Annotated in this window: 10 protein-coding genes; 5 read left to right on the top strand and 5 right to left on the bottom strand. The window is 74.4% G+C overall.

The annotated features are described in order from the left end of the window. Window positions 1-3 precede the first annotated feature (3 nt). Window positions 4-1,050 (bottom strand): iron chelate uptake ABC transporter family permease subunit, encoded by a 1,047-nt coding sequence (locus HHL19_RS21500; protein ID WP_169091904.1) that lies wholly within the window; start codon window positions 1,048-1,050, stop codon window positions 4-6. After that, window positions 1,047-2,108: an iron ABC transporter permease gene (locus HHL19_RS21495; RefSeq protein ID WP_346768328.1), complete on the bottom strand. Its 1,062-nt coding sequence runs from the start codon at window positions 2,106-2,108 to the stop codon at window positions 1,047-1,049. Before HHL19_RS21495 ends, HHL19_RS21500 begins: the two co-directional genes overlap by 4 nt. Before the next feature lie 132 nt (window positions 2,109-2,240). Between HHL19_RS21495 and HHL19_RS21490 the strand changes: the two genes are divergently transcribed. Beyond that, window positions 2,241-3,239 (top strand): iron-siderophore ABC transporter substrate-binding protein, encoded by a 999-nt coding sequence (locus HHL19_RS21490; protein WP_169091902.1) that lies wholly within the window; start codon window positions 2,241-2,243, stop codon window positions 3,237-3,239. 136 nt (window positions 3,240-3,375) lie between these two features. On the opposite strand, the gene HHL19_RS21485 is transcribed toward HHL19_RS21490, so the two are convergent. Together HHL19_RS21485 and HHL19_RS21480 are read right to left on the bottom strand one after the other, a co-directional pair. Further along, the gene (locus HHL19_RS21485) at window positions 3,376-4,389 is read right to left on the bottom strand and encodes a winged helix DNA-binding protein (protein ID WP_169091901.1); all 1,014 of its coding nucleotides are present in this window, start codon (window positions 4,387-4,389) and stop codon (window positions 3,376-3,378) included. A gap of 67 nt (window positions 4,390-4,456) precedes the next feature. Further along, window positions 4,457-5,404 carry a methionyl-tRNA formyltransferase gene (locus HHL19_RS21480; RefSeq protein ID WP_169091900.1) on the bottom strand — a complete coding sequence of 316 codons (948 nt, stop codon included), beginning with the start codon at window positions 5,402-5,404 and terminating at the stop codon, window positions 4,457-4,459. 194 nt (window positions 5,405-5,598) lie between these two features. Here HHL19_RS21480 and HHL19_RS21475 point away from each other — a divergent pair, with 194 nt between their 5' ends. The 4 genes from HHL19_RS21475 to HHL19_RS21460 all read left to right on the top strand — a co-directional run bounded on the left by HHL19_RS21475 (window position 5,599) and on the right by HHL19_RS21460 (window position 22,840). Then, window positions 5,599-6,954 carry a lysine N(6)-hydroxylase/L-ornithine N(5)-oxygenase family protein gene (locus tag HHL19_RS21475; RefSeq protein WP_169091899.1) on the top strand — a complete coding sequence of 452 codons (1,356 nt, stop codon included), beginning with the start codon at window positions 5,599-5,601 and terminating at the stop codon, window positions 6,952-6,954. A gap of 121 nt (window positions 6,955-7,075) precedes the next feature. Continuing rightward, window positions 7,076-8,137: an iron-siderophore ABC transporter substrate-binding protein gene (locus HHL19_RS21470; RefSeq protein WP_169091898.1), complete on the top strand. Its 1,062-nt coding sequence runs from the start codon at window positions 7,076-7,078 to the stop codon at window positions 8,135-8,137. Between the two features lie 55 nt (window positions 8,138-8,192). Next, window positions 8,193-22,631 carry a non-ribosomal peptide synthetase gene (locus tag HHL19_RS21465; protein WP_169091897.1) on the top strand — a complete coding sequence of 4,813 codons (14,439 nt, stop codon included), beginning with the start codon at window positions 8,193-8,195 and terminating at the stop codon, window positions 22,629-22,631. Continuing rightward, window positions 22,628-22,840: an MbtH family protein gene (locus HHL19_RS21460; RefSeq protein ID WP_169091896.1), complete on the top strand. Its 213-nt coding sequence runs from the start codon at window positions 22,628-22,630 to the stop codon at window positions 22,838-22,840. Before HHL19_RS21465 ends, HHL19_RS21460 begins: the two co-directional genes overlap by 4 nt. 220 nt (window positions 22,841-23,060) lie before the next feature. On the opposite strand, the gene HHL19_RS21455 is transcribed toward HHL19_RS21460, so the two are convergent. Further along, window positions 23,061-24,854, bottom strand: a complete 1,794-nt coding sequence (locus tag HHL19_RS21455; RefSeq protein ID WP_169091995.1) for an ABC transporter ATP-binding protein — start codon at window positions 24,852-24,854, stop codon at window positions 23,061-23,063. Between the last annotated feature and the right edge of the window lie 59 nt (window positions 24,855-24,913).

Below are 24,913 nucleotides of genomic sequence, written 5' to 3'. Positions count from 1 at the left end.
GGGTCAGCCTCCCTTTCCGGCCCGGTTGGCGCGGGCGAGCAGCAACAGCAGGTACGGGGCGCCGACGACGCCGGTGACGATGCCGACCGGGAGTTCGGTCGGGGAGAAGACCAGGCGGGCGGCGAGGTCGGTGAGGAGCAGCAGGACGGCGCCGGCGAGTCCGCTGAGGACCAGCGGGATGCCGGGGGTGCCGGCGAGGCGGCGGGCGATCTGGGGCGCGCCCAGGGCGATGAAGGCGACCGGCCCCGCGGCGGCCGTGGCGAGCGCGGCCAGGCAGGTGGCCAGGACCAGCAGGGCGATGCGCGCGCGTCCGATGGGGATGCCGAGGCCGAGGGCGGTGTCGTCGTCGAACTGGAGGAGCTGGTACGCGCGGGCCAGGGCGACCGTGAGCGGCACCAGGAGCAGCAGGGCGAGGCCGACCCACCGGACGTGGTCGTAGGAGCGGCCGTTGAGGCTGCCGGTGAGCCACACCATGGCCCGGGAGGCCTGGTCGATGTCGGCGCGGACGAGCATCCAGCGGGTGAGCGCGGCGAGCGTGCCGTGGGCGGCGATGCCGACGAGGACGAAGCGGTAGCCGGTGATCGTGCCGCCGCGCCAGGCGAGCGCGTAGATCACGGTGGCGGTGACCAGGGCTCCGACGAGGGCGCCGAGGGGTACGGCGCCGAAGGTGCCCGCCCCGGCGGCGGTGACCCCGCCGATGAGGATGGCGCCGACGGCGCCCGCGCCGGCGCCGGCGGAGATGCCGATCAGATCGGGGCTGGCCAGGGCGTTGCGGGTGACGGCCTGGTAGACCGCGCCGGCGACGCCGAAGGCGGCGCCCACGAGCACGGCGGTGAGCGCGCGGGGCAGGCGCAGCTGATGGACGATGAGGTCGGCGTCGCCCGTACCGGTGCCGAACAGGGCGCCCAGGACGTCGCCGACGGGTAGGGCGAAGGTGCCGAGCGACACCGAGGCGACCAGCGCGGCGAACCCCGCCAGCGCGAGGGCGGCGGTGGTGACGGCGACACGGGGGCGCAGCCGGATGCCGAAGGGGCCGATCTCCCACTTCATCGCGTGTGCTCCTTCAGCTTGCCGCGCTTGACCAGGACGGCCAGGAACGGCGCCCCCACGAGGGCGGTGACGACTCCGGCCTCCAGCTCGCCCGGCCGTGCCACCATGCGGCCGATCACGTCCGAGGCAAGCACGAGCACGGCCCCGCCCAGGGCCGAACAGGGCACCAGCCAGCGGGCGTCGGGCCCGGTGAAGGCGCGGACGACATGGGGGACGACCAGGCCGACGAAGGTCACGGGGCCGGCGGCGGCGACGGCGGCGCCGGTGAGCAGGACGACGGCGAGGCCGCCGAGGGCGCGGGTGGCGCGGACCCGGGTGCCGAGGGTGGTGGCGAGGTCGTCGCCGAGGGCGAGGGCGTTGAGCCGGCCGCTGAGGGCGAGCGCGAGGACCAGGCCGGCGACCACGAACGGCAGGAGCTGGAGGGCGATGGCCGCGTCCCGTCCGGCGAGGGTGCCGATCGCCCAGTAGCGGTACTGGTCGAGGGTGCGCAGGTCGAGCAGGACCAGGGTGTTGGTGAAGGCTTCGAGCAGGACCGTCACGGCCGCCCCGGCCAGGGCGAGTTTGGCGGGGGTCGCGCCGCCGTACCCGGTGCCGCCGACCAGGTACGCGAGGAGGCCGGCGAGCGCGCCGCCGAGGAAGGCGAACCACACGTACTCGTACGAACTCGTCAGTCCGAGCAGGCCGATGCTCGCCGCCACGGCGAACGCCCCGCCGGCGCTCACGCCGATGAGGCCCGGGTCGCCGAGCGGGTTGCGGGTGATCTCCTGGGCGACCGCGCCCGCCGCGCCGAGGGCAAGGCCGACGATCAGCCCGAGGAGGGTGCGGGGCATGCGCAACTCCCGTACGACGACCGCGTCGCCGTCGGTGCTGCCGCCGATCGCGGCGAGGACGTCGCCGAGGGGCACGGCCTTGGTGCCGATCGCGAGGGAGGCGCAGCCCACGACGGTGAGCGCGGCGACGAGGACGGCCGGTACGGCCCATCGAACGGCCGGGCGCGTGCCCGGGGGGCCCGTGGGGGCGGGGAGTTCCGCGCTCTTGGCGGTGGGCGTCAGGGACACGGAGCAAAGGTAAGGCATACCTAAGGGGCGAGATTCGGCCGCCCCCTGTGGTTCTCCTGTGAACCTCATGGCTATGCTCACCCCGGATTAGTAAAGTAAGGCTTGCCTAACCCAACCGCTCTGGGGAGTTCCATGTTCACCCGCAACCCCGCACGCCGTGGCCGGATCGGCGCGCTCCTGCTCACCGCGGCCCTCGCGGCCGGCCTCTCCGCCTGCGGCGGATCGGGCACCGAGCCGAAGTCCTCCGACGGCACGGCGGCCACGGCCGAGAAGGCCGCGGGCTTCCCCCGTACCGTCCGGCACGACAAGGGCAGTACCGAGATCAAGGCCAAGCCGCAGCGCGTCGTGGCCCTGGACAACAGCCTCGTCGAGGCCGTCGTCGCCCTCGACGGCAAGCTCGTCGGCGGCATCGGCTCCTACCGCGACCAGACCGGCTTCCCGCCCTACCTCGGCGACGCGGTCAAGGACACCAAGGACGTCGGCCCGCTCGACAGCCCCAACCTGGAGGCCATCGCGGCCCTCAAGCCGGACCTGATCGTCTCCGCCACGGTCCGTCACGAGGACCTGTACGAGCAGCTGGAGCAGATCGCCCCCACCGTCTTCGTCAAGACCACCGGCCCGCTGTGGAAGGACAACGTCACCCTCCTCGGCACGGCGCTCGGCGAGGAGGAGAAGGCCAAGGCGAAGCTCACCGCGTACGAGACCCGGGCGAAGAAGGTCGGCGCCGCGATCAACGCCAAGAAGAAGAACCCCACCGTCTCCATCGTGCGCTTCGTCGACGGCCCCACGCGCATCTACCTGCCGAAGAGCTTCAGCGGCATCATCCTCCAGGACATGGGCCTGGCCCGGCCCGAGAACCAGCGGGACACCGAGAAGTTCAACCTGGAGATCAGTGAGGAGCAGATCGCCCAGGCCGACGCCGACGTCGTCTTCTACAGCTCCTTCTCCGGCGGCGAGGAGCGCAAGGCCAAGTTCCTCGCCAACCCGCTGTGGAGCCGTCTGGCCGCGGTGAAGAACGGCGACGTCCACGAGGTCAAGGACGAGATCTGGATGACGTCCGTCTCCCTCCAGGGTGCCGACGTCGTCCTCGACGACATGGCGAAGATCTTCCAGGTCGACCCGGCCGAGTAGTCCCTCCGTACCGGTCGCGCGTCCGCCCCTCCGCGCCGGAGGGCCGGACGCGCCGTCGTCCGTGTGTCGACAGGTGCGAACCCAGGCCGTCCGGACCCCGCCTCCCTTCCCGATCCGGGCCCCATGTCCGGGGCCCTCATCCGGGGCCATCCAAGTGTCCGGGTCCCGTCCCTCCCCGGGTGAAGTACTCCTCGGCCCTGAACTCCGCGCCGTGTTCGTTCCGTACGCGGTGCAGGACGAGACCGGGTCTGCCGCCGCCGAGGTGGTCGGCGCCGGTGACGACGACCACGCCTTCGTCCTCGTGGTGGTGGACGTGGCCCGGCTCGCCGGAGTACAGGCCCCGGGAGACCGTCGCCGCGAGGACGTCGAGCCGCCGGCCGGCGTGGTGCGTGAAGGCGTGGGGGCGCGGCGGGCGCCGGGTCTCGACGAAGCCGGCGATCTCCGCCGCGGAGCGCGTCCAGTCGATGCGTCCGTCCTCGTCGGAGCCGCTCGGCGGGACCTGCGCGAATCGCGCCGTCTCGTGGTGGACGGTGCCGGCCGGGCCCGGTTCGAGGTGGTGGTGGACCCGGCGGAGCAGGGAGGCGAGGACCTCGCGTTCGTCCGGGCCGAGGGGGGCCAGGACCTCGTCGTCCGTGGCGGCGATGTCCGCGTTGAGGAGGTCGAGGTAGGCCCTGCCCTCGGGGGTCAGGCGGACGAGGATCCTGCGGCGGTTGACCGGATCCCGGGCGCAGTCGACGTGGCCCGTCCGCACCAGGTCGTTGACGATCTTCACCAGGTCGCTGGAGTTCATGTCGAGCCGGGCGGCGAGGAGCGTCTTCATCTGCGGGCCCAGGTCGGCCACCATCGCCATGACGGTGAGGTGCCACAACCGCAGGTTGTGGGCGGCCAGTCGCTCGGTGAGCCGGCGGCGCGCGGCCTTGCCGATCGCGTACATGAGGTACGCGTTGAGGTCGAGCACGCTCGGCGGCGTCATGCTCAGGCGGGGCGGGCCCGCGGGGGCCGGCGGGTCCCCCACGAGTGTGAGGTCGGTGCCCGCCAGTGCTCTGAAGACCTCGGCCCAGTCGGTCGTGGGCGTGTTCGAGATGCCGACGACGGTGAACCTCGCTCCGGACGCGTCGCACGCGGTGCCGGAGACGACCGGCCGTTCCATACGTTGTTCCCCCTTGCTCACCGCGCGGGTGAGGTCCATCCGGCCCGGTCGTGTCGTACGCGCGGGCTCACGGCCGGGAGGTGAGGTACCCGCCCATGGAGGTGAAGTACTCGGCGGCGGGCAGCTCGCGGCCGTCCTCCGTCCGTACGCGGGTGAGGGCGAGGCCGTGGTTGCGGCCCGTGCGGGCGTCGGCTCCGGCGACGATCACGACGCCGTCGCCCTCGCGGTAGAAGACGCGGCCGGGGGTGCCGCCGTAGCGGCCCTCCGACACCACGGCGGAGAGGATCTCCAGGCGCTTGCCCCGGTGGAAGGTGAAGGCGCTGGGGTACGGCGCGGACTGGGCGCGGACCAGGCGCTCCAGGACCTCGGCCGGCCAGTCCCAGTCGATGCGGATGTCCTCCTCGGCGCGCTTGTGGAAGAAGCTGGCCCGGGAGCGGTCCTGCTTGGTGAACTCGGTCTCCCCGGCGGCGATCCGGGCGAGCGCGCCGATGGTGACGGGGGCGATGAGGTCGACGGTCTTGTGGAAGAGGTCGGTGGCCGTGTCGGTGGGCTCCACGGTGACCGCGCGCTGGTCCACGATGTCGCCGGCGTCGAGCACCTCGTCCATCAGGTGGGCCGTCACGCCGACTTCCCGTTCGCCGTTGATGAGGGCCCAGATGAGGGGGGAGAAGCCGGCGTACTTCGGCAGGAGGGAGTCGTGGACGTTCAGCGTGCCGTGACGGGGCAGCGAGTAGACGCGCGGCGGGATCCAGGTACGCCAGTTGTTGGCGACGATGATGTCCGGATCGGCGGCCTTGAGGAGGTCGAACAGCTCCTCGTCGTCCGGCCGGTTGCGGATGGCGACGGGGACGCCGTGCTCCTCGGCCAGGTCGGCGACCGAGTCGCTCCAGATCTTCTCGTAGGCGTGCTCGCTCCTGGGGTGCGTCACGACCATCACGACGTCGTGCTCGGACTCCAGGAGTGCTTTCAGGGTGCGGTGACCCCACGTCTGGTAACCGAACATGACGACCCGCATGAGGGTTCCTCCTCGGAAGAGCGAATGACGGCGGCAAGTAAAGCAAGGCTTACCTAACATTTCAATACCCAATGTTTTTCGGCCAGTTGAGGGGTGAGCCTCCGTCAGCTGTCCGGTTTGTCCCGTCGACAGTCCAACGCAGGTCAGGTTAGCTTTACCTAAGTTCCAGCCGGCTCACGCACGATGGGAGTGACATGTCTCAGGGTCTTCCTGGCGACGCCCCTCTGGTCCACGACCTCATAGGCATCGGCTTCGGGCCGTCCAATGTGGCCATGGCGCTGGCGCTCAGCGAGCACAACGCCCGCGTCGGGAGGCAGGAGGCCGTCACCGCGCACTTCTTCGAGCGGCAGCCGGGCTTCGGCTGGCACCGCGGCATGCTGATCGACGACGCCACCATGCAGGTCTCCTTCCTCAAGGACCTGGTGACGCTGCGGAATCCGGCCAGCGAGTACAGCTTCCTCTGCTACCTGCGCAGCAAGGGCCGGCTGATCGACTTCGTCAACCACAAGAACCTCTTCCCGCTGCGCGTCGAGTTCCACGACTACTTCGAGTGGGCGGCGGCCAAGGTCGACGACATGGTCTCCTACGGCCACGAGGTCGTCGCCGTCGAACCCGTCGTCCGCGACGGCGTCGTCGCATACCTCGACGTCACCGCCCGCACCGGCACCGAGACCGTGGTCCACCGGGCCCGGAACCTCGTGATCGGCACGGGACTGCGGCCACTGATGCCCGAGGGCGTCGCCCGCACCGACCGCGTGTGGCACAACTCCGAGCTGCTCACGAAGGTCGACGCCCTGGACGGCACGGAACCCACCCGCTTCGTCGTCGTCGGCGCCGGGCAGAGCGCGGCCGAGAACGTCGCGTACCTGCACCGCCGCTTCCCCGGCGCCGAGGTGTGCGCCGTCTTCTCCCGCTACGGCTACAGCCCCGCGGACGACAGCGGCTTCGCCAACCGCATCTTCGACCCGGACGCCGTCGACGAGTACTTCACGGCCCCCGGCGACGTGAAGCGCAAACTGATGGACTATCACGGCAACACCAACTACTCGGTCGTCGACGTCGACCTGATCGACGACCTCTACCGGCAGGCGTACCAGGAGAAGGTCCTCGGCACCGAACGCCTCCGCTTCCTCAACGTCTCCCGGCTCACCGGCGTCGAGGAGAGCGGCGACAGGGTCCACGCCACCGTCACCTCCCTGGTGACCGGCGAGGAGACCGTCCTGGACGCCGACGTCGTCGTGTACGCGACCGGCTACCGCCCCGCCGACCCCGTCGGACTGCTCGGCCCGGTCGCCGACCACTGCCACCGCGACGAGGAGGGACGCATCCGTGTCGAGCGCGACTACCGGCTCACGACCGGTCCCGAACTGCGCTGCGGCATCTACCTCCAGGGCGGCACCGAACACACCCACGGCATCACGTCGTCCCTGCTCTCCAACACCGCCGTCAGGGTCGGCGAGATCCTCGACTCCATCCTCGCCCGGGGGCCGGCGGCGGTGCGGGGCGGCGTGGCCCGGCCGGTCGCCGACGGCATCGGCTCGGCGCGCTAGAGCCCTTCCGCCGCCGGGACTTCGCGTCCTGGTCGAGCCCCCACCCGCCACGCCCGTCGGGCGGCGCCGTCGCGCCCGGCGAGCGTGGCACGCACTGTGAGATCCCCCGAAAGGAACGACTGTGTCCACTGGTACGCGCCCCGCTCCGAAGCGGTCCCTCAGACACCTGCCGCACCTCGCCGTCGCCACGGTCGCCGCGCTCGCCCTGTCCGCCTGCGGGAGCGGCCCGGAGAAGACCGAGGCGAAGCCCGAGGCGAAGCCGGAGGCCACGGCCGGCGGGGGCGGGACGTCCGCCGCCTTCCCGGTGACGGTGCGGCACAAGTACGGCACCACGACCATCGACAAGGAGCCGCAGCGGGTCGTCACGCTGGGCCTCTCCGACCAGGACGCCGTCCTCGCGCTCGGGATCAAGCCGGTCGGGGCCGTGGACTGGTTCAAGGAGGACCCGTACGGCAAGTGGCCGTGGACGAAGGACAAGTGGGGGTCCGCGAAGCCGCAGATCGTCGGTGAGCGCGACGAGTACAACATCGAGAAGATCGCGGCGCTCGAGCCGGACCTCGTCATCGCGCAGTACTCCGGCATGAAGAAGGAGCAGTACGACACGCTCTCGAAGTTCACCAAGGTCGTCGCCCAGCCCCAGGGCGTCCCCGACTACGGCGCCTCCTGGCAGGTGATGACACGTCAGATCGGCAGGTCCCTCGGCAAGTCGGCCGAGACCGAGAAGCTGATCGCCGGCATCGACGCCCGCTTCGAGGCCGCTCGCGCCAAGCACCCCGAGTGGGCGGACAAGACCCTCGTCGTCGCCGACAGCTTCGAGGCCGGCACGTACTCGGCGTTCACGAAGACCGACCCGAAGGCGATCTTCTTCAAGGAGCTCGGCTTCAAGGCGAAGCCCGAGATCGACACCCTCGCCAAGCCCGGCTGGAACGTCGCCGAGCTCAGCGCCGAGAAGCTGAACGTCCTCGACGTCGACCGGCTCGTCTGGGTCACCTCCAGCACCGACGCCAACGACCGGATCAAGGCCGAACCGCTCTACAAGAAGCTCGACGTCCACCAGGAGAAGCGCGACCTGTTCGTGCCCTACCAGGGCCCGGACATCGGCGCCGCGTTCTCCTTCAACACGGTCCTGTCGATCCCCTACGCCATCGACGAGATCGAGCCGCTGCTGACGGCCGTCAAGTAGCTCCCCGCCCCGCACCGCCACACCTCCGCACCGCCAGGGAAAGGCACAACGGACGATGTTTGACGTCGAGTCGGACCGGACACCCGCGCCCGGGATGCCCCTGACGGGTGGGCAGACCGGCATCTGGCTGGCCCAGCAGATCGAACCGGACAGCTCCGCCTACCACATCGTCTTCGCCCTGGACGTGCGCGGCGCCGTCGACCTCGACCGCCTCGGCGCGGCGGTGCGGCAGGCCGTCGCGGAGGCCGAGTGCCTCCACGTGCGCATCGCGCCGGGGGAGGGCGGCGGGCCCCGGCAGACCCCCGCCGCCGTCGCCTTCGACGTCCCGGTCGTCGACCTGCGCGACGCGGAGGAACCGGAGGAGGCCGCCGCCGGGTGGATCACCGCCGACCGGGACCGCCCCGCCGACCTGGCCGGCGGGCCGCTCTTCGCCCAGGCCCTGCTCCGGCTCGCCGACGACCGCGTGTGGTGGTACCAGCGGTACCACCACATCCTCGTCGACGGCGCGGGCGTCGCACTGATCTCCCGGCGCGCCGGCGAGCTCTACACCCTCGGGGAGCGGGCCCCCGCGAGCCCCGGCGGGTCCCTGCGGCGCCTGGTCGACGCCGACCTCGCCCACCGGGCCTCCGAGCGGTACGAGGCCGAGCGCGCCTGGTGGCGGGAGCGCCTGGCCGGACTGCCGGAGCCGGCCCGCCTGGTCGAGCGGGCGCCCTCGCTCGCGACGCGCCGGCTGAGGCGGTCGGTGGAGCTGTCCGCCGAGGAGACCGCGCGGCTGCGCCGGGCCGCCGACCGCGCGGGCACCCGTACCTCGCGCGTCCTGATCGCCGCCGTGGCCGCGTATCTGCACCGGGTCACCGGCGAACAGGACCTCGTCCTCGGCCTGCCGGTCGCGGCACGCCAGGACGAGGTGTCGGCCACCGTCCCCGGCATGGTCTCCAACATCGTCCCGCTGCGCCTGACCGTCCGGCCCGCCACCACCGCCTCCGCCCTCGTGGCCCACGTCGGCGAGGCCGTCGCCGAGACGGTCGCGCACGGCCGCCACCGCGCCGAGGACCTGGCGAAGGAGCGCGGGCTCGTCGACGGCGTCGCCGAACTCGTCGGCCCCACCGTCAACATCCTGCCCAGGACCGACGGCCTGACCTTCGGGGACCGCGCCGCCGGAGCCGTACTCCGGCCGGAATGGCTCGGCCCCGTCAGCGACCTGGCCTTCGGTTTCGGCGAGGACCCGGGTGCGGGGGCGGACGGCGTCGTCGTGCACCTCGACGCCGATCCGGCCGTCTGCGACGAGGACACCCTGCGGGCCCACGAACGGCGTTTCCTGGCGCTGCTGCACGCCCTCACCGAGGACCCCGACCGGTCCGTCGGCCACCTCGACCTCACTTCCGACGCCGAACGCGCCCTCCTCCTCGACGAGTTCGGCGTGGCGCCGCGCGAGACCGCCGAACTCTCCTGGCCCGCCGCCTTCGAGGCGCAGGTGCGCCGCTCGCCCGACGCCGTCGCGCTCGTCCTCGAGGAGCGCGAGCTGACCTACGCGGAGCTCGACGCCGCCGCGAACCGGCTCGCCCGCCACCTGGCCGAGGCGGGCGGCGTCCGCGCCGAGGACGTCGTCGCCGTGGCCCTGCCGCGCTCCTCGGAACTCGTCGTCGCCCTGCTCGCGGTGATGAAGGCCGGCGCCGCCTACCTGCCGCTGGACGCCGACCACCCCCGTGACCGCATCGCCTACATGCTGGACGACGCCGGGGCCCGTACCGTGATCACCGTACGGGAGCTCGCCGGCGAACTCCCGGAGGCGCCGGGCGTCACGCGCCTGGTGCTCGACGACCCCGCCACCGCGGACGCCCTCGCGCGCCGCGACGCCACCGGCCCCGGCGTGCCGGTCGCCCTGGACCAGGCGGCGTACGTCATCTACACCTCCGGCTCCACCGGCCGTCCCAAGGGCGTCGTCGTCCCGCACGACGGCGTCGGCAGCCTCATCGCCACCGCCACCGACCGCATCGGCGTCACCGCCGACAGCCGCGTCGTCCAGTTCGCCTCCGTCGGCTTCGACGTGACCGTCTGGGACCTGATCATGTCGCTGTGCGTCGGCGGCCGGATCGTCCTCGTCCCCGCCGAGCGCCGCGTCGCCGGCCCCGCCCTGACCGACTACATCGCGCGGCACCGGGCCACCCACATGATCCTGCCGCCCTCCCTGGTCTCCGCGCTGCCCCCGGAGTGCGAACTGCCCGACGGAGCCGTCCTGATCGTGGGAACGGAGGCCGTACCCGGCGAGCTCATCGCCCGCTGGGCGGGGCGGGTCCGGGTCGTCGTCGCGTACGGGCTCACCGAGGCCAGCGTCAACTCCACGCTGTGGCCCGCCGATCCGGCACGACCCGGCCCGGCCCCGATCGGCCGCCCCGACCCCAACACCCGCGCCTACGTCCTCGACACGGCCCTGCGCCCCGTCCCCGTCGGCGCCGAGGGCGAGCTGTACGTCGCCGGGCGCGGCCTCGCCCGCGGCTACCTCGGCCGGCACGGCCTGACGGCGGAACGATTCGTCGCCGACCCGTACGGGGCACCCGGCAGCCGCATGTACCGCACCGGCGACCGCGTCCGCTGGGGCGCCGACGGCAACCTGGAGTTCCTCGGGCGCGCCGACGGCCAGCTCAAGATCCGCGGCCACCGGATCGAACCGGGCGAGATCGAGAGCGCGTTCATGGCCTGCCCGGGCGTCGCCCAGGCCGCCGTCCTCGCCCGCGAGGACCACCGGGGCGTCAGGCGCCTCGTCGCCTACCTGGTGGGCGACGAGGGCACGGACACCGAGGCCGCCGTCACCGCCGCCCGCGCCCGCGTCGCGGACACCCTGCCCGACCACATGGTGCCGTCCGCGGTCGTCGTCCTCGACGGGCCGCTGCCCCTGACCCCCAACGGCAAGCTCGACCGGCGCGCCCTGCCCGAGCCCCGCTGGACCGCCGTCGGCGGCGCCGACGCGCCCGCGGGCCCCGCCGAGACGGCGCTCGCCGCACTCTTCGCCGAGGTCCTCGGCCTGCCCTCGGTCGGCGTCCACGACAGCTTCTTCGAACTCGGCGGCGACAGCATCGTCGCCATCCGGTTGGTGAACCGCGCCCGCGAGGCAGGGCTCGCCCTCACCCCGCGCCAGGTGTTCCGGCTCCGCACGGTCGCTGCGCTCGCCCGGGCCGCCGACGAAGCGCCCCTGGCGGTCGCCCCGATCGCGCCGATCGCCCCGGTCGTCCTGGACGAGGACGCGCTGCCCGTCTCCCCCCTCCAGGAGGGCTTCTACTTCCACGCCGCCTTCGACGAGGACGCGGCCGACCTCTACGTGGTCCAGGAACTCCTCGACCTCGACGGCCCGGTGGACCCCGGCCGGATGCGCCGCGCCCTGCAGCTGCTCCTCGACCGGCACCCCCTGCTGCGCGCCGCCTACCGGCAGCTGCCCGGCGGCCAGGTGGTCCAGCGGCTCGCCCGCCACGTCACGCTGCCGTGGCGGCAGGCCGACACGGCGGAGACCGGGATCGGCGCCCTGCTCGCCGCCGACCGCGCCGAACGTTTCGACCTGACCCGGCCGCCCCTCATCCGGGCCACCCTGATCCGGGACGGCCGACGCCACCGCCTCCTGCTCACGCTGCACCACATCGTCGCCGACGGCTGGTCCGTCACCGTCCTCCTGCGCGAACTGGCGGCCGCCTACCGGGGCGACGCCCTGCCCGAGCCGGCCGACCCCCGCCCGTACCTGTCGTGGCTGGCATCCCGGGACCGGGACTCCGCCCGCGACGCCTGGCGCGCCGCCCTGGCCGGCCTGGACGAGCCCACCCGGCTCGCCGCGACCGGGGAGACAGGGGAGACAGGTGAGGGCGGGGACGCGGGGCGGGCGCCGGCCCGGCCCGAGCACGTCGACACCCGGCTGCCCGAGGGCTTCACGGCCGAGCTCCACGCCTTCGCCCGCGCCCACGGCCTCACCCTCGGCACCGTCCTGCACGGAGCCTGGGCCCTGCTCCTCGGCGCGCTCACCGGCGGCCGCGACGTCGTCTTCGGCACCACCGTCTCCGGACGGACGACCGAGGTCCCCGGCCTCGACACCGCCGTCGGCCTGTTCGTCAACACCGTCCCGGCCCGCGTCACCCTGCGCCCCGACGAGTCGCTCGCCGGCCTCCTGCGCCGGGTCCAGGACGAGCACGCCGCCCTCCTCGACCACCAGCACCTCGGCCTCTCCGACATCCAGCGCCTCGCAGGCGGCGGAGAGCTCTTCGACACGCTCGTGGTCCTGGAGAACTTCCCGGCCGGCGACCCGAAGGACGGCACGGAACCCGGCGCCCCGCGCATCACCGGCGCCGAGGTGTTCGACGCCGTGCACTACCCGCTCGCCCTCGTCGCCGACCCGGGTGACGGCGGCCTGCTGCTGCGGTTCAAGCACGACGCCGCCCGCCTCGACGGGGTGACCGTCGCCGTCCTCGCCCACCGGTTCACCGCTCTGCTGCGCACCCTGGTGGCGGAGCCCGGGCGCACGGTCGCCCGCACCGACGTGCTCTCCGACCGCGAGCGCGACCACCTCGCCGCGTCGAACGCCACCGCCCACGACGTCCCGGACGCCACCCTCGTCTCGCTGATCGCCGCGCAGACGGCCCGCACCCCGGACGCCCCCGCCGTCGTCCACGAGTCCACCACGCTCACCTACGCCGAACTCGACCGGCGGGCCGAGGCCCTGGCCGCCCGGCTCCGCGCCGACGGGGCGGGCCCGGAGGAGTACGTCGCCGTCGCCGTGCCCCGCTCGGCCGAGCTGATGGTCGCCCTCCTCGGCGTCCTGAAGGCCGGCGCCGCCTATCTGCCCCTCGACCTGGACTACCCGGCCGAACGCGTCGCGCACATGCTCGCCGACTCCGGCGCGCGGACCGTCGTGACGACCGCCGACGCCGTCCTCCGGCTGCCGGACGCGGCGGGGCTCGTACCCCTCGTCCTCGACCGGGAGGACACGGCGTCCGGTCCGGGAGGTGCCGGTGCCGGTGCCGGTGCCGGGGCCGGGGCCGGTTCCGGTGCGGCCGGGCGGTCCGCCGGACCCGACCACCCCGCGTACCTCATCTACACCTCCGGCTCCACCGGCCGCCCCAAGGGCGTCGCCGTCACCCACCGGGCCGTCGTCAACCGGCTCGCCTGGATGCAGGACGCGTACCGGCTCACCGCCGGCGACCGGGTGCTGCAGAAGACCCCGTCGAGCTTCGACGTGTCCGTGTGGGAGTTCTTCTGGGCGCTCACCGCCGGGGCGGCGGTCGTCCTCGCCCGCCCGGACGGCCACCGCGACCCCGCCTACCTCGCCGGACTGATCCACTCCCGGCGGATCACGACCGCGCACTTCGTCCCCTCGATGCTGGCCGCCTTCACCCAGGCCGTGGAGGCCGACGGCGGCCCGCCCGACTGGGCGGCGAGCCTGCGGCGGGTGTTCTGCAGTGGCGAGGCGCTCACCGGCGCCCAGGCCAGGCGCTGGTCGGAGCTCACCACCGGCGCCGCGCACGGCCCCGTACCGCTGCACAACCTGTACGGCCCCACCGAGGCGGCCGTCGACGTCACGTACTTCCCGTACGAGGGCGGGACGGAGCTCGCCGTCCCCATCGGCCGGCCCGTCTGGAACACCCGCCTGCACGTGCTCGACCCGTTCCTGCGCCCGGTGCCCGACGGCGTCCCCGGCGAGCTGTACCTGGCCGGCGTCCAGCTGGCCCGCGGCTACCACGACCGGCCGGGACCGACCGCCGAACGGTTCGTCGCCGACCCGTTCGGCGAGCCCGGGGCGCGCATGTACCGCACCGGCGACCTGGTCCGCCGCCGTGCCGACGGGGCCGTCGAGTACCTTGGCCGCACCGACCGGCAGGTCAAGATCCGCGGCAACCGCGTCGAACCCGGCGAGATCGAGGCCGCGCTGGCCGCCCTGCCGGGCGTCGGCGCCGCCGCCGTGATCGTCCGCGACGGTGCGCTGCTCGGCTACGCCGTCCGGGCCTCCGAAGCCGCCTCCGACAGCGGGGCCCTGGACGGCGAGGCCCTCCGCACCGCGCTCGCCGGGGCGCTGCCCGCGGCCATGGTGCCCAGTGCCGTCGTGGTCCTGGACGAGCTGCCGCTGACGCCGAGCGGAAAGCTCGACCAGAACGCCCTGCCGTCACCGGAGTTCACGCCCCGGGCAGGCGGGCGCGGTCCCCGCGACGCGCGGGAGAGCGCCTTCTGCCGGATCTTCGCCGAGGTCCTCGGAACCGAGACGCTCGGAACCGAGACGCTCGGAACCGAGGGCATCGGAGCCGAGGGCATCGGAGCCGACGACGACTTCTTCATGCTCGGCGGCGACAGCCTCACCTCGATCGCCGTCGCCACCCGGGCCCGTGAGAGGGGACTGGCCATCAGCCCGCGCGACGTGTTCGAGCACCGCACGCCCGCCGCGCTCGCCGCGACGGCCGCGACGGCCGCGGACGAGCCCTCCGGCCGGCCCGCCGACGGAACCGCCCCCGAGGCTCCCGCCGCCGGGGTGACCGTCTCCGCGTCCGACGCCGGGCAGGCCGCCGCCGCCCTCCAGGAGGTGCTCGCCGCGCAGGCCCGGTCCGGAGCCGCCGTCGACCCGGCCCTGCGGGCCCTGCTCGACCGGCTGGCCGCCGCCGCCCCGGCCGAACCTCCCGCGCCCACCCCGCTGGGCGGTCTCGACCTCACCCCGGAGGAGACCGCCCGCGTCGAGGCCGTCGCCGCCGGGCTCGCCGTCGCCGACGTGTGGCCGCTCTCCCCGCTCCAGGAGGGCATGTACTTCCACGCCACCTACGACAGCGGCGACGCCCTCGACGTCTACCTCTCGCAGGAGACCCTGGACTTCGACCACCGCCTGGACGCCGACCGGCTGCGCGCCGCCTGCCGCGCGCTCCTCGCGCGCAACGCCGGCCTGCGCGCCGGGTTCACCAGCGACGGCCTGCCCCGGCCCGTGCAGTTCATCGCCGACGGCGCGGAGATCCCGCTCACCGTGACCGACCTGACCGGCCTCGCCCCGGCGGAGCGGACCGCGCGCGTCGAGGAGCTGCTCGCCGCCGACCGGCGGCGGCGCTTCGACCTGTCCGCGCCGCCGCTCTGCCGCCTCCGGCTGCTGCGGCTCGGCGACGGCCGCGACCGGCTCGTCGTCACCCACCACCTCATCCTCTGGGACGGCTGGTCCGCCTGGCTGTTCCTGGAGGAGCTGTTCACGCTGTACGAGCGGAACGGCGACACCACCGGCCTGCCCGCCCCGGGCTCGTACCGCGACTACCTGGCCTGGCTGGACCGGCAGGACACCGGCCGGGCCGTCGGCGCCTGGCGCGAGGCGCTCGCCGGTTTCGACGAGCCGACGCTCGTCGCCCCGGCCGGCCGCGACGCGGGCCCCGTCATCCCGGCCGACCACCACGCCGTCCTGTCGCGGGAGTCCAGCGACCTGCTGCGCGCCCTCGCCCGCCGCCACGGCCTCACCCTCAACACCGTGCTCAACGCCGCCTGGGGCCTGGTCCTGTCCGCGCTGACCGGCCACGGCGACGTCGCCTTCGGCACCGCCGTCGCCGGACGGCCCGCCGACGTCCCGAACGCGGCCGGCATCATCGGCATGTTCCTCAACACCGTCCCCGCCCGGATCGCCTTCGCCCCGGACGAGCCGCTGCTCGACCTGCTGCGGCGGATCCAGTCCGAGCGCGCCGCCGTCATGCCGTACGAGTACGTGGGCCTCGGCACCCTCCAGCAGGAGACCGGGCACCGCCGCCTCTTCGACACCCTCTTCGTGCTCCGCTCCGCCGACGGCGAGGACCGGGCCGCCGCGCTGCGCGGACGGCACGGCATCACGGACGTGTCGAACGTGGACGGCACCCACTTCCCGCTGACCCTGATCGTCACCCCCGAGACCCGGCTGCGGGTCACCCTCGCGGCCCGCCCCGACCTCTTCGACGCGGAGGCGTCCGCGACCGTCCTCAGCCGGTTCACCACCGTCCTGGAGCGGCTCGGCGCCCTCCTCGCCGCCCCCGACGCCGCCTCGGCCCGGACCGTCGGCGTGGACCTGCTGCTGCCCCGGGAGCGCGCCGCCCTGACGGCCGGCCGGGACGGCAGCCGCGCACCCGTGCCGAACGAGACCGTCGCCGACCTGCTGACCGCCCAGGTGGCCCGTACCCCCGACGCCGTGGCCCTGGTCTTCGGCGCGCACGCCCTCACGTACGCCGAACTGGACGCGCGCGTCAACCGGATCGCCCGGCTGCTGCTCGCCCGGGGCGCCGGGCCGGAGAAGGCCGTGGCGCTCGCGCTGCCCCGCTCCCTCGACATGGTCGCCGCCCTCTTCGCCGTCCTGCGGACCGGCGCCGCCTATCTGCCGCTCGACCTCGACCACCCGGCGGACCGGCTGCGGCTGATGGTCGAGGACACCGGACCGCTGTGCCTCGTCTCCACCACGGCCGTCGCCCCGACCCTGCGCGGCCCCGGCGGCCCCGCCGCCCCCGAACTCCTCCTGGACGACGAGGCCGTGGCCGCCGAACTGGACGCGCTGCCCGGCGGCACGGTCACCGACGCCGAACGGCCCGCGTTCGCGCACGACCTGCCGGACCGCCTGGAGCACCCGGCGTACATCATCTACACCTCGGGCTCCACCGGCCGGCCCAAGGGCGTCGTCACCCCCTACCGGGGCCTGACGAACATGCAGCTCAACCACCAGAAAGAGATCTTCGACCCGGCGATCGCCTCGGCCGGCGGACGGCGGCTGCGCATCGCGCACACCGTCTCCTTCGCCTTCGACATGTCCTGGGAGGAGCTGCTCTGGCTCGTCGAGGGCCACGAGGTCCACGTCTGCGACGAGGAACTCCGCCGCGACGCCGAGGCGCTGGTCGCCTACTGCGACGCCCACCGCGTCGACGTCGTCAACGTGACGCCCACCTACGCCCGACTTCTCGTCGAGGAAGGTCTCCTGGACCACGACGAGGCCGCCGGGAAGCACCGGCCCGCCCTTGTTCTGCTCGGCGGCGAGGCCGTCCCCGACACCGTCTGGGACCGGTTGCGCCGCACCGAGGGCACCTACGGCTACAACCTGTACGGGCCCACCGAGTACACCATCAACACCCTCGGCGGCTCGACGGCGGACAGCGCCACCTCCACCGTCGGCGTGCCGATCCGCAACACCCGCGCCCACGTCCTCGACGCCATGCTGCGGCCCGTCCCGCCGGGCGCCCCCGGCGAGCTGTACATCGCCGGCACCGGCCTCGCCCGCGGCTACCACGACCGGCCCGGCCTCACCGCCGAACGGTTCGTCGCCGACCCCTTCGGCGAACCCGGCGAGCGCATGTACCGCACCGGCGACCTCGTCCGGCAGCGCCCCGACGGACTGCTCGACTTCCTCGGCCGCACCGACGACCAGGTCAAGATCCGCGGCTACCGCGTCGAACTCGGCGAGATCGCGGGCGCGTTGTCCACGCACCCGGCCGTCGCGCACGCCGCCGTCGTCGTCGACGAGTCCACCGGGACCCGGCGCCTCGCCGGCTACGTCGTCCCCGAGACGGGCAGCGCGGTGGACGACGAGGCGGGTGCGGAAGCCGGTACCGGAGCCGGTGAGGAGCTGCTCCAGCGCCTGCGCGACCACCTGAAGGCCGCCCTCCCGGACTACATGGTGCCGTCCGCGCTCGTCACCGTCCCCACCCTGCCGCTGACCGTCAACGGCAAACTCGACGTCCGGGCCCTGCCCGCCCCCGACTTCGCCGGCGCCGCGACCAGCCGCCCGCCGCGCACCCCGCGCGAGGAGACGCTGTGCGCGCTCTTCGCCGAGGTCCTGGGCCTGCCCGAGGGCAGCGTCGGCATCGACGGCGACTTCTTCGAGCTCGGCGGCCACTCCCTCCTCGCCACCCGGCTCGTCAGCCGCGCCAGGACCGCGCTCGACGCCGAACTGGCCATCCGCGACCTGTTCGAGGCGCCCACCGTCGCCGAACTGGTGCGGCGGGCCGACCGCGGCGGGGCGGCGGCCCGGCCCGCGCTGACCGCCGGCGAACGCCCCGACGAGCTGCCGCTCTCCCACGCCCAGCAGCGGCTCTGGGTGATCCAGCAGATCGAGTGCACCTCGTCCGCGTACAACTTCCCGCTGGTCATGCGGGCGCGCGGCGCCCTCGACGCCGAGGCGTGGCGCGCCGCGCTCGATGACGTGACGGAACGTCACGAAGCCCTGCGTACCGTCTTCTTCACGACACAGGACGGCCGGACGCTCCAGCGGGTGCTGCCCGCCGGGCAGGCGCGCCCCGTCGTCGAGACGGTCCGCGCCACCGAGGCCGAGCTGCCCGGCCTCGTCGACGCGGCCGTCAACCGCCCCTTCGACCTCGCCGCCGAACTGCCGCTGCGGGCCACGCTCGTGGAGCTGGGGCCCGAGGACCACGTCGTCGTCCTGCTGCTGCACCACATCACCACCGACGAGTGGTCGGACCGGCCCTTCCTCCGCGACCTGGCCGCCGCCTACACCGCCCGCACGCGCGGCGAGGCTCCCGCGTGGGAGCCGCTGCCCGTGCAGTACGCCGACTACGCGCTCTGGCAGCGGCGGCTCCTCGGCGACCCCGCCGACGGCGACAGCCTCGCCGCGCGGCAACTGGCCTACTGGCGAACGACGCTGGCCGGCGCCCCCGAGGAGCTGGAGCTGCCCACGGACCGGCCCCGGCCCGCCCGCCCGGCGTTCACCGGAGCCGAACTGGACGTCGCGTTCGACGCCGCGACCCATGAGGGCCTCAGGCGGCTCGCCCGGGAGACCGGCGCCAGCATGTTCATGCTCGTGCACGCGGCCGTGGCCGCCCTGCTGCACCGCATGGGCGCCGGCACCGACATCCCGCTCGGCGCGCCCATCGCCGGACGCGGCGACGAAGCCCTCGACGAGCTGGTCGGGTTCTTCGTCAACACGCTCGTGCTGCGCACCGACCTGAGCGGCGACCCCGGCTTCACCGAACTGCTCGCCCGGGTCCGCGCCACCGACCTCGCCGCGTTCTCGCACGCGGACGTGGCCTTCGAGTCGGTCGTCGAGGCGCTCAACCCGACGCGCTCGCTCTCCCGCAACCCGCTCTTCCAGGTGATGGTCGGCTACCACGCGCGGACCGGCGAGGAGCAGGCCCTGCCCGGACTCGCCGTGGAGTACGTGCCGTTCCGGATCCGCTCCGCCAAGTTCGACCTCGTGTTCAGCTTCACCGAGCACACCCCGGCCGACGGCCGCCCCGGCTCCCTCCGCTGCCGACTGGAGTACGCCACCGAGCTGTTCGACCCGGAGACCGCCGCGGAGCTCGGCGCCCGGCTCCGCCGGCTCGTCGCCGCCCTCGTCGCCGCGCCCGAACGGCCCCTGTCGCAGGCGGAGATGCTCACCGGAGACGAGCGCCGGCTCGTCCTGGAGGGCTTCAACGGGCTGCCGCGCGAGGTCGAGGAGGAGCCGTTCCCGGCCCTGTTCGCGCGGCGGCTCGCCGAGCGGCCCGACGCCGTCGCCGTCGTCGACCGCGCCCGGTCCGTCACGTACGCCCAGCTCGACGCCCGCGCCGACCGCCTCGCCCGGCTGCTCGCCGCACGGGGAGTGGGAGCCGAGAGCGTCGTCGGCGTGGCCGTGCCCCGGTCCGTGGACATGGTCGCCGCGGTGCTCGCCGCCCTGAAGCTGGGCGCCGCGTTCCTCCCCCTCGACCTCGCCCATCCGGCCGACCGGCTCGCGTACATGATCGAGGACTCGGGCGCGGTGCTCGTGGTCGGCACCGAACCGGTCGCCGGGAAGATCCCCGACGTACCGGGCGTGCCCGTCGTCCTGCTCGACGCGCCGGACACGGCCGCCGCACTCGACGCCCTCCCCGAACGGCCCCTGGAGCGCGGCCCCGTCGCCCTCGACCAGGCCGCCTACGTGATCTACACCTCCGGCTCCACCGGCCGCCCCAAGGGCGTGGTCGTGCCCCACGAGGGCATCGCCAGCCTGGTCGCGACGGCCGTCGACCGCATGGGGCTGCGCCCCGACAGCCGGGTCCTGCAGTTCGCCTCGATCGGCTTCGACGTCTTCGCGTTCGAACTGGCGATGGCGCTGTGCCACGGCGGGCGGCTCGTCCTCATCACGGACGAGGCGCGGGTCGCGGGACCGGCGCTCACCGACTTCCTCGCGGACCAGCGGATCACCCACATGATCCTGCCGCCGTCCCTGGTGTCGGCCCTGCCGCCCGGCTGCGCCCTCCCCGAAGGGGCGACCGTCCTGGTCGGCACCGAGACCGTGCCGCCGGACCTGTTCGAGCGGTTCGGCGCCGCGGCCGACCTGATCTGCGCCTACGGACTCACCGAGGCGACGGTCAACTCCACGCTCTGGCCGGCCCGCGAGCACGGCTCCACCCCGACGGGCCGGGTGCCGATCGGCCGCCCCGACCCCAACACGCGCGCCTACGTGCTCGACGAGCACCTGCGGCCCGTGCCGCCCGGAGTGGTGGGCGAGCTGTACGTCGCCGGGCGCGGCCTCGCCCGCGGCTACCTCGGCAGGCCCGGCCTGACCTCCGAGCGGTTCGTCGCCGACCCGTACGGCGCGCCGGGCAGCCGGATGTACCGCACCGGCGACCGGGCCCGCTGGCGCCGCGACGGCAACCTCGACTTCCTCGGCCGGGTCGACACCCAGGTCAAGGTGCGCGGCTTCCGCATCGAGCTGGGCGAGATCGAGGCGGCCCTCGCCGGGCACCCCGCGGTCGCCCAGGCCGCCGTCCTGCCCGACCGCGACGGGGACATCGTCCGGCTCATCGGCTACGCCGTCCCCGACACGGACGGCCTCGACCCGCAGGAACTGCGGGCCCACGTCGCGGGCCTCCTGCCCGAGTACATGGTCCCCGCGCTCGTCGTTCCGCTCGAAGGCCCGCTGCCGCTGACTCCCAACGGCAAGCTGGACCGCACGGCGCTGCCCGCCCCGGACTGGTCGGCGATGACCGGCGACGCCCGCCCTGCCACCGAGACGCAGACCCGCCTCGCCGGACTGTTCCGCGAGATCCTCCGGCTCGACGGCGTCGGCGTCCACGACGACTTCTTCGCCCTCGGCGGCCACTCGATGGCCGCGATGCGGCTCCTCGCCCGCATCCGCACGGAGTTCGGCGTCGAGCTCGGCGTCCGGGACGTCTTCGACGCCCTTACTGTCGCCGGCCTCGCCGGCAAGCTCGACGGCGCGGCCGCCGCCCGCCCGGCGCTCCGCCCCGCGGCGCGCGGGGACGCGCCGCTGCCGCTCGCGCCCGGCCAGCGCCCGCAGTGGCAGGCGTACCGCCGCCACCCCGGCTTCGACCACGCGCTGGTCCTGCGCGCCGCGGACGGCTTCGACGCGGACGTGCTCGCCGCCGCCCTCGCCGACACCGCCCACCGCCACGAACCCCTGCGCACGGCCTTCACGGAACAGCGGGACGGCACCGTGCACCAGCGGCCCGTCGACGCGCCCGTCCTGATCGCCGAGGAGTGCGCCGACCTCGACGCCCGGCTGAGGGAACTCGCCGCCGGAACGTTCGACGCGGAGCGGGAGGCCCCGCTGCGGGCCCGCCTGCTCACCGGCGGGGACGGCACGCAGGCCCTGCTGCTCGCCCTGCACTACCTGGCGGTCGACGAATGGTCCGTCGTCCCATTGTTCCGCGACCTCACCACCGCCTATACGGCCCGCACCCGGGGCCTCGCGCCCGCCTGGGAGCCGCTGCCCGTCTCGTACGCGGACTACACCCGCTGGGCGCACGAGGTCCTCGGCGACCTCACGGACCCCGGCAGCCGCGGCGGACGCCAGCTCGCCTACTGGCGGGAGACCCTCCGGGACGTCCCGCAGCGGCCGGCCCTGCCGGCCGACGGCCCGCGACCCGACACCGCCGGCCCGGCCGGGCGGCCCGCGGACCACGTCGGCTTCGTGCTCGACGAGGCACTGCACGCGTCCGTGGACGAGCTGGCCCGGGCCACCGGCACCAGCATGTTCATGGTGCTGCACGCCGCCCTCGCCGCCCTGCTCACCGCACACGGCGCCGGCACCGACCTGCCCATCGGCACGATGGTCGCCGGACGCGCCGACGACCGGCTCGCCGACCTCGTCGGCAGCTTCCTCAACACGGTCGTGCTGCGCACCGACACCGCAGGCGACCCGACCTTCGCCGAACTGCTGGCCCGGGTGCGGGAGACCACGCTCGGCGCCCTGGACCGGCAGGACGTCCCCTTCGACGAGGTCGTCCGAGCCACCGGCCTGCCCGCCGACGCACCGCAGGTCATGGTCGTCCACCACGAACAGGCCGACCTGGGCCCGCTGGAGGGCGGCGTGGGCGCGCTGGAGGCCGTCCCGACCGGACGGACCCGCGCCGAGCTGACCCTCGGCTTCCACGAGCCGCGCGGCGACGGCCCCGTGCACTGCGCGCTCGTCCACGCCACCGACCTGATCGGCACCGCGAAGGCGCGGCGGCTCGCCGACGAACTGCTCCGGCTGCTGCGCACCGTGGCGGCCCGTCCGGAACGCCCGCTGTCCGAACTGTTCACCGCACCGTCCCAGAGGAGTGACACCGCATGACGACCAACCCGTTCGAGGACCCGCAGGGCACCTTCCTGGTCCTCGTCAACGACGAGAACCAGCACTCGATGTGGCCGTCCTTCGCCGAGGTCCCGGCCGGCTGGCGCACCGTCGCGGGCCCCGGCACCCGCGAGGCGTGCCTCGCGTACGTGGAGGAGAACTGGACCGACCTCAGGCCCGCGAGCCTCGCCGCCGCCCAGCGGGACTGAACCGGCCGGCACGCCGATACGCCGCCGCCCGCGGAGGGAGACCTCCGCGGGCGGCGGCGTACGTGGCGGCGGCGTACGTGGCGGCGGCGTACGTGGCGGCGGCGTACGGGGCGCCCGGCGGACGCCGAGACCCGGGCCGGACCCGCCCTCGGCCTCCGCCCTCGCCCTCGGCCTCCGCCCTCGGCCTCGTCCTTGGCCTCCGCCCTCGGCTTTCGCCTCCCTACTCCGGGGCGTCCGCCGCCCGTCGGCTGTCCGACCACGCCGCCCACAGCGCGGCGTACCGGCCGCCCGCCGCGACGAGTTCGTCGTGGGTGCCGGTCTCGGCGACCCGGCCCCCGTCCAGGACGACCACCCGGTCCGCCGCCGCGGCCTGGGGCAGCCGGTGGGCGACGAGCAGACCCGTACGGCCCTCCAGGGCGCGTGCCGCGGCCTCCTCCAGGACGCGCGCGCCCGCGCTGCCCGCGTCGGCGGTCGCCTCGTCGAGGATGGCGACGGGCGGGTCCGCGAGGACGAGCCGGGCCAGCGCGAGGTGCTGGGCCTGGGCGACCGTCAGCCGGTGACCGCCCTCGCCCACGACGGTGGCCAGTCCCTCGGGCAGGGCCTCCGCCCAGTCCAGGGCGCCGACGCGGCCGAGCGCCTCCCGCAGCTCCTCGTCCGTGGCCCCCGGCCGGGCGAGCCGGAGGTCCTCGGCGAGCGGACCGGCGAACACGTGCACCTCCTGGCTGATCAGGGTCACCGCGCGCCGGACGCCTTCCGGCCCCAGCTCGCGGACGTCGACGCCGCCGAGGGAGATCGAACCGCCGGTCGGCCGGTGCACGCCGGCGATCACCTTGGCCAGCGTGGTCTTGCCCGCGCCGCTCGCGCCCACCAGGGCCACCCGCTCGCCGCTGCGGACCTCCAGGTCGACGTCGGTCAGCACGGGACGTCCGTCCGCGTACGCGTGGCCGAGCCCGGTCACCTTGACCGCGCCGTCGACCGGCGCGCCCCCGCCCTCCGGCGTCCGCTCGGCGGCCAGGTTCGCGACGCCGATCAGGCGGGCGAGGCTCGCGCCCGCGGACTGGGCGTCGTCGATGAGGAAGAGCGCGGCGTTGACGGGGTTGAACAGGCTGTGGAAGTACAGGGCGGCCGCGGTGGCCGTGCCGATGCTCACCGAACCGTTCCGCACGAGCAGGAAACCGGTGCCGAGCATGGCGGCGAGGCCGATGAACTCGGCGAGGTTCAGCCGGGAGAAGAAGCCGGTGACGATGTGCAGCCCGCGCAGCGCCACGTCCCGTGCCGCGCCCGACCGGTCCTCCAGGAGGGTGGCGTGCCGGTCGTTCAGCCGGAACGCGCGGACGGTGCGCACCCCGCCGATGCTGTCGAGCAGCTGGTGCTGGAGCGCGCCGGTGGCGACGCGGTGCTCGGCGTACACGGGGGCGGCCCGTCGCAGGTACCAGCGGACGGACAGCGCCTGGACGGGCAGGGCGAGGAGCGCGGCGAGGAGGAACCGCCCGTCCAGGACGGCGAGTCCGACCAGGGTCAGGACGATGGTGAGCGCGGAGCGGGTGAACTCGGGCAGGGCCTGGCGCACCGACGTGGCGATCACGGAGACGTCGCTGGTGACACGGGAGACGAGGTCGCCGGAGCCGGCCGCCTCGACGCGTTCGAGGGGCAGCCGGAGCGCCCGCTCGATGAACCGCTCGCGCACGGCGGCGAGCACTGTCTCGCCGAGCCGGGCCACCAGCGCGCTGCCGCACGCGGCGGCGGCGCCGCGCGCCAGCGCCACCACGACGAGCAGGACGAGGGGCACGGTCAGGGCGCCGGGCCCCTCCCGGTCCACCACCAGGTCGACGATGTGACCGAGCAGCGGGGCGGTCAGCAGGCCGATCCCCGTCCCGGCCACCAGGACGAGGGCGGCGGCGACGACCAGGAGCCGGTGGCCCCGCAGGATGGCGCGGAGCGCCGCCGCGCTCTCCGCGCCGCTCGCCGTCGGAAGGAGCGCGCGCTCGGGGTGGTGCGTGCTCGTCCCACTCATGTCCGTCACCGTCGCCGTCTTCGCCGTCTTCGCCGTCGTCTCCGTCACCGTCTGCGCCT

The sequence above is a fragment of the Streptomyces sp. R302 genome, assembly GCF_012927245.1.
Taxonomy (GTDB): domain Bacteria; phylum Actinomycetota; class Actinomycetes; order Streptomycetales; family Streptomycetaceae; genus Streptomyces.
Note: the sequence above shows the minus strand (reverse complement) of the source record. Positions and strands in the feature narration are given on the sequence as shown.

Bases quoted from the DNA above. Each gene is read 5' to 3' on its own strand.
- HHL19_RS21500 (WP_169091904.1), bottom strand. From the start codon at position 1,050: ATGAAGTGGGAGATCGGCCCCTTCGGCATCCGGCTGCGCCCCCGTGTC.
- HHL19_RS21490 (WP_169091902.1), top strand. From the start codon at position 2,241: ATGTTCACCCGCAACCCCGCACGCCGTGGCCGGATCGGCGCGCTCCTG.
- HHL19_RS21485 (WP_169091901.1), bottom strand. From the start codon at position 4,389: ATGGAACGGCCGGTCGTCTCCGGCACCGCGTGCGACGCGTCCGGAGCG.
- HHL19_RS21480 (WP_169091900.1), bottom strand. From the start codon at position 5,404: ATGCGGGTCGTCATGTTCGGTTACCAGACGTGGGGTCACCGCACCCTG.
- HHL19_RS21475 (WP_169091899.1), top strand. From the start codon at position 5,599: ATGTCTCAGGGTCTTCCTGGCGACGCCCCTCTGGTCCACGACCTCATA.
- HHL19_RS21465 (WP_169091897.1), top strand. From the start codon at position 8,193: ATGTTTGACGTCGAGTCGGACCGGACACCCGCGCCCGGGATGCCCCTG.
- HHL19_RS21460 (WP_169091896.1), top strand. From the start codon at position 22,628: ATGACGACCAACCCGTTCGAGGACCCGCAGGGCACCTTCCTGGTCCTC.
- HHL19_RS21455 (WP_169091995.1), bottom strand. From the start codon at position 24,854: ATGAGTGGGACGAGCACGCACCACCCCGAGCGCGCGCTCCTTCCGACG.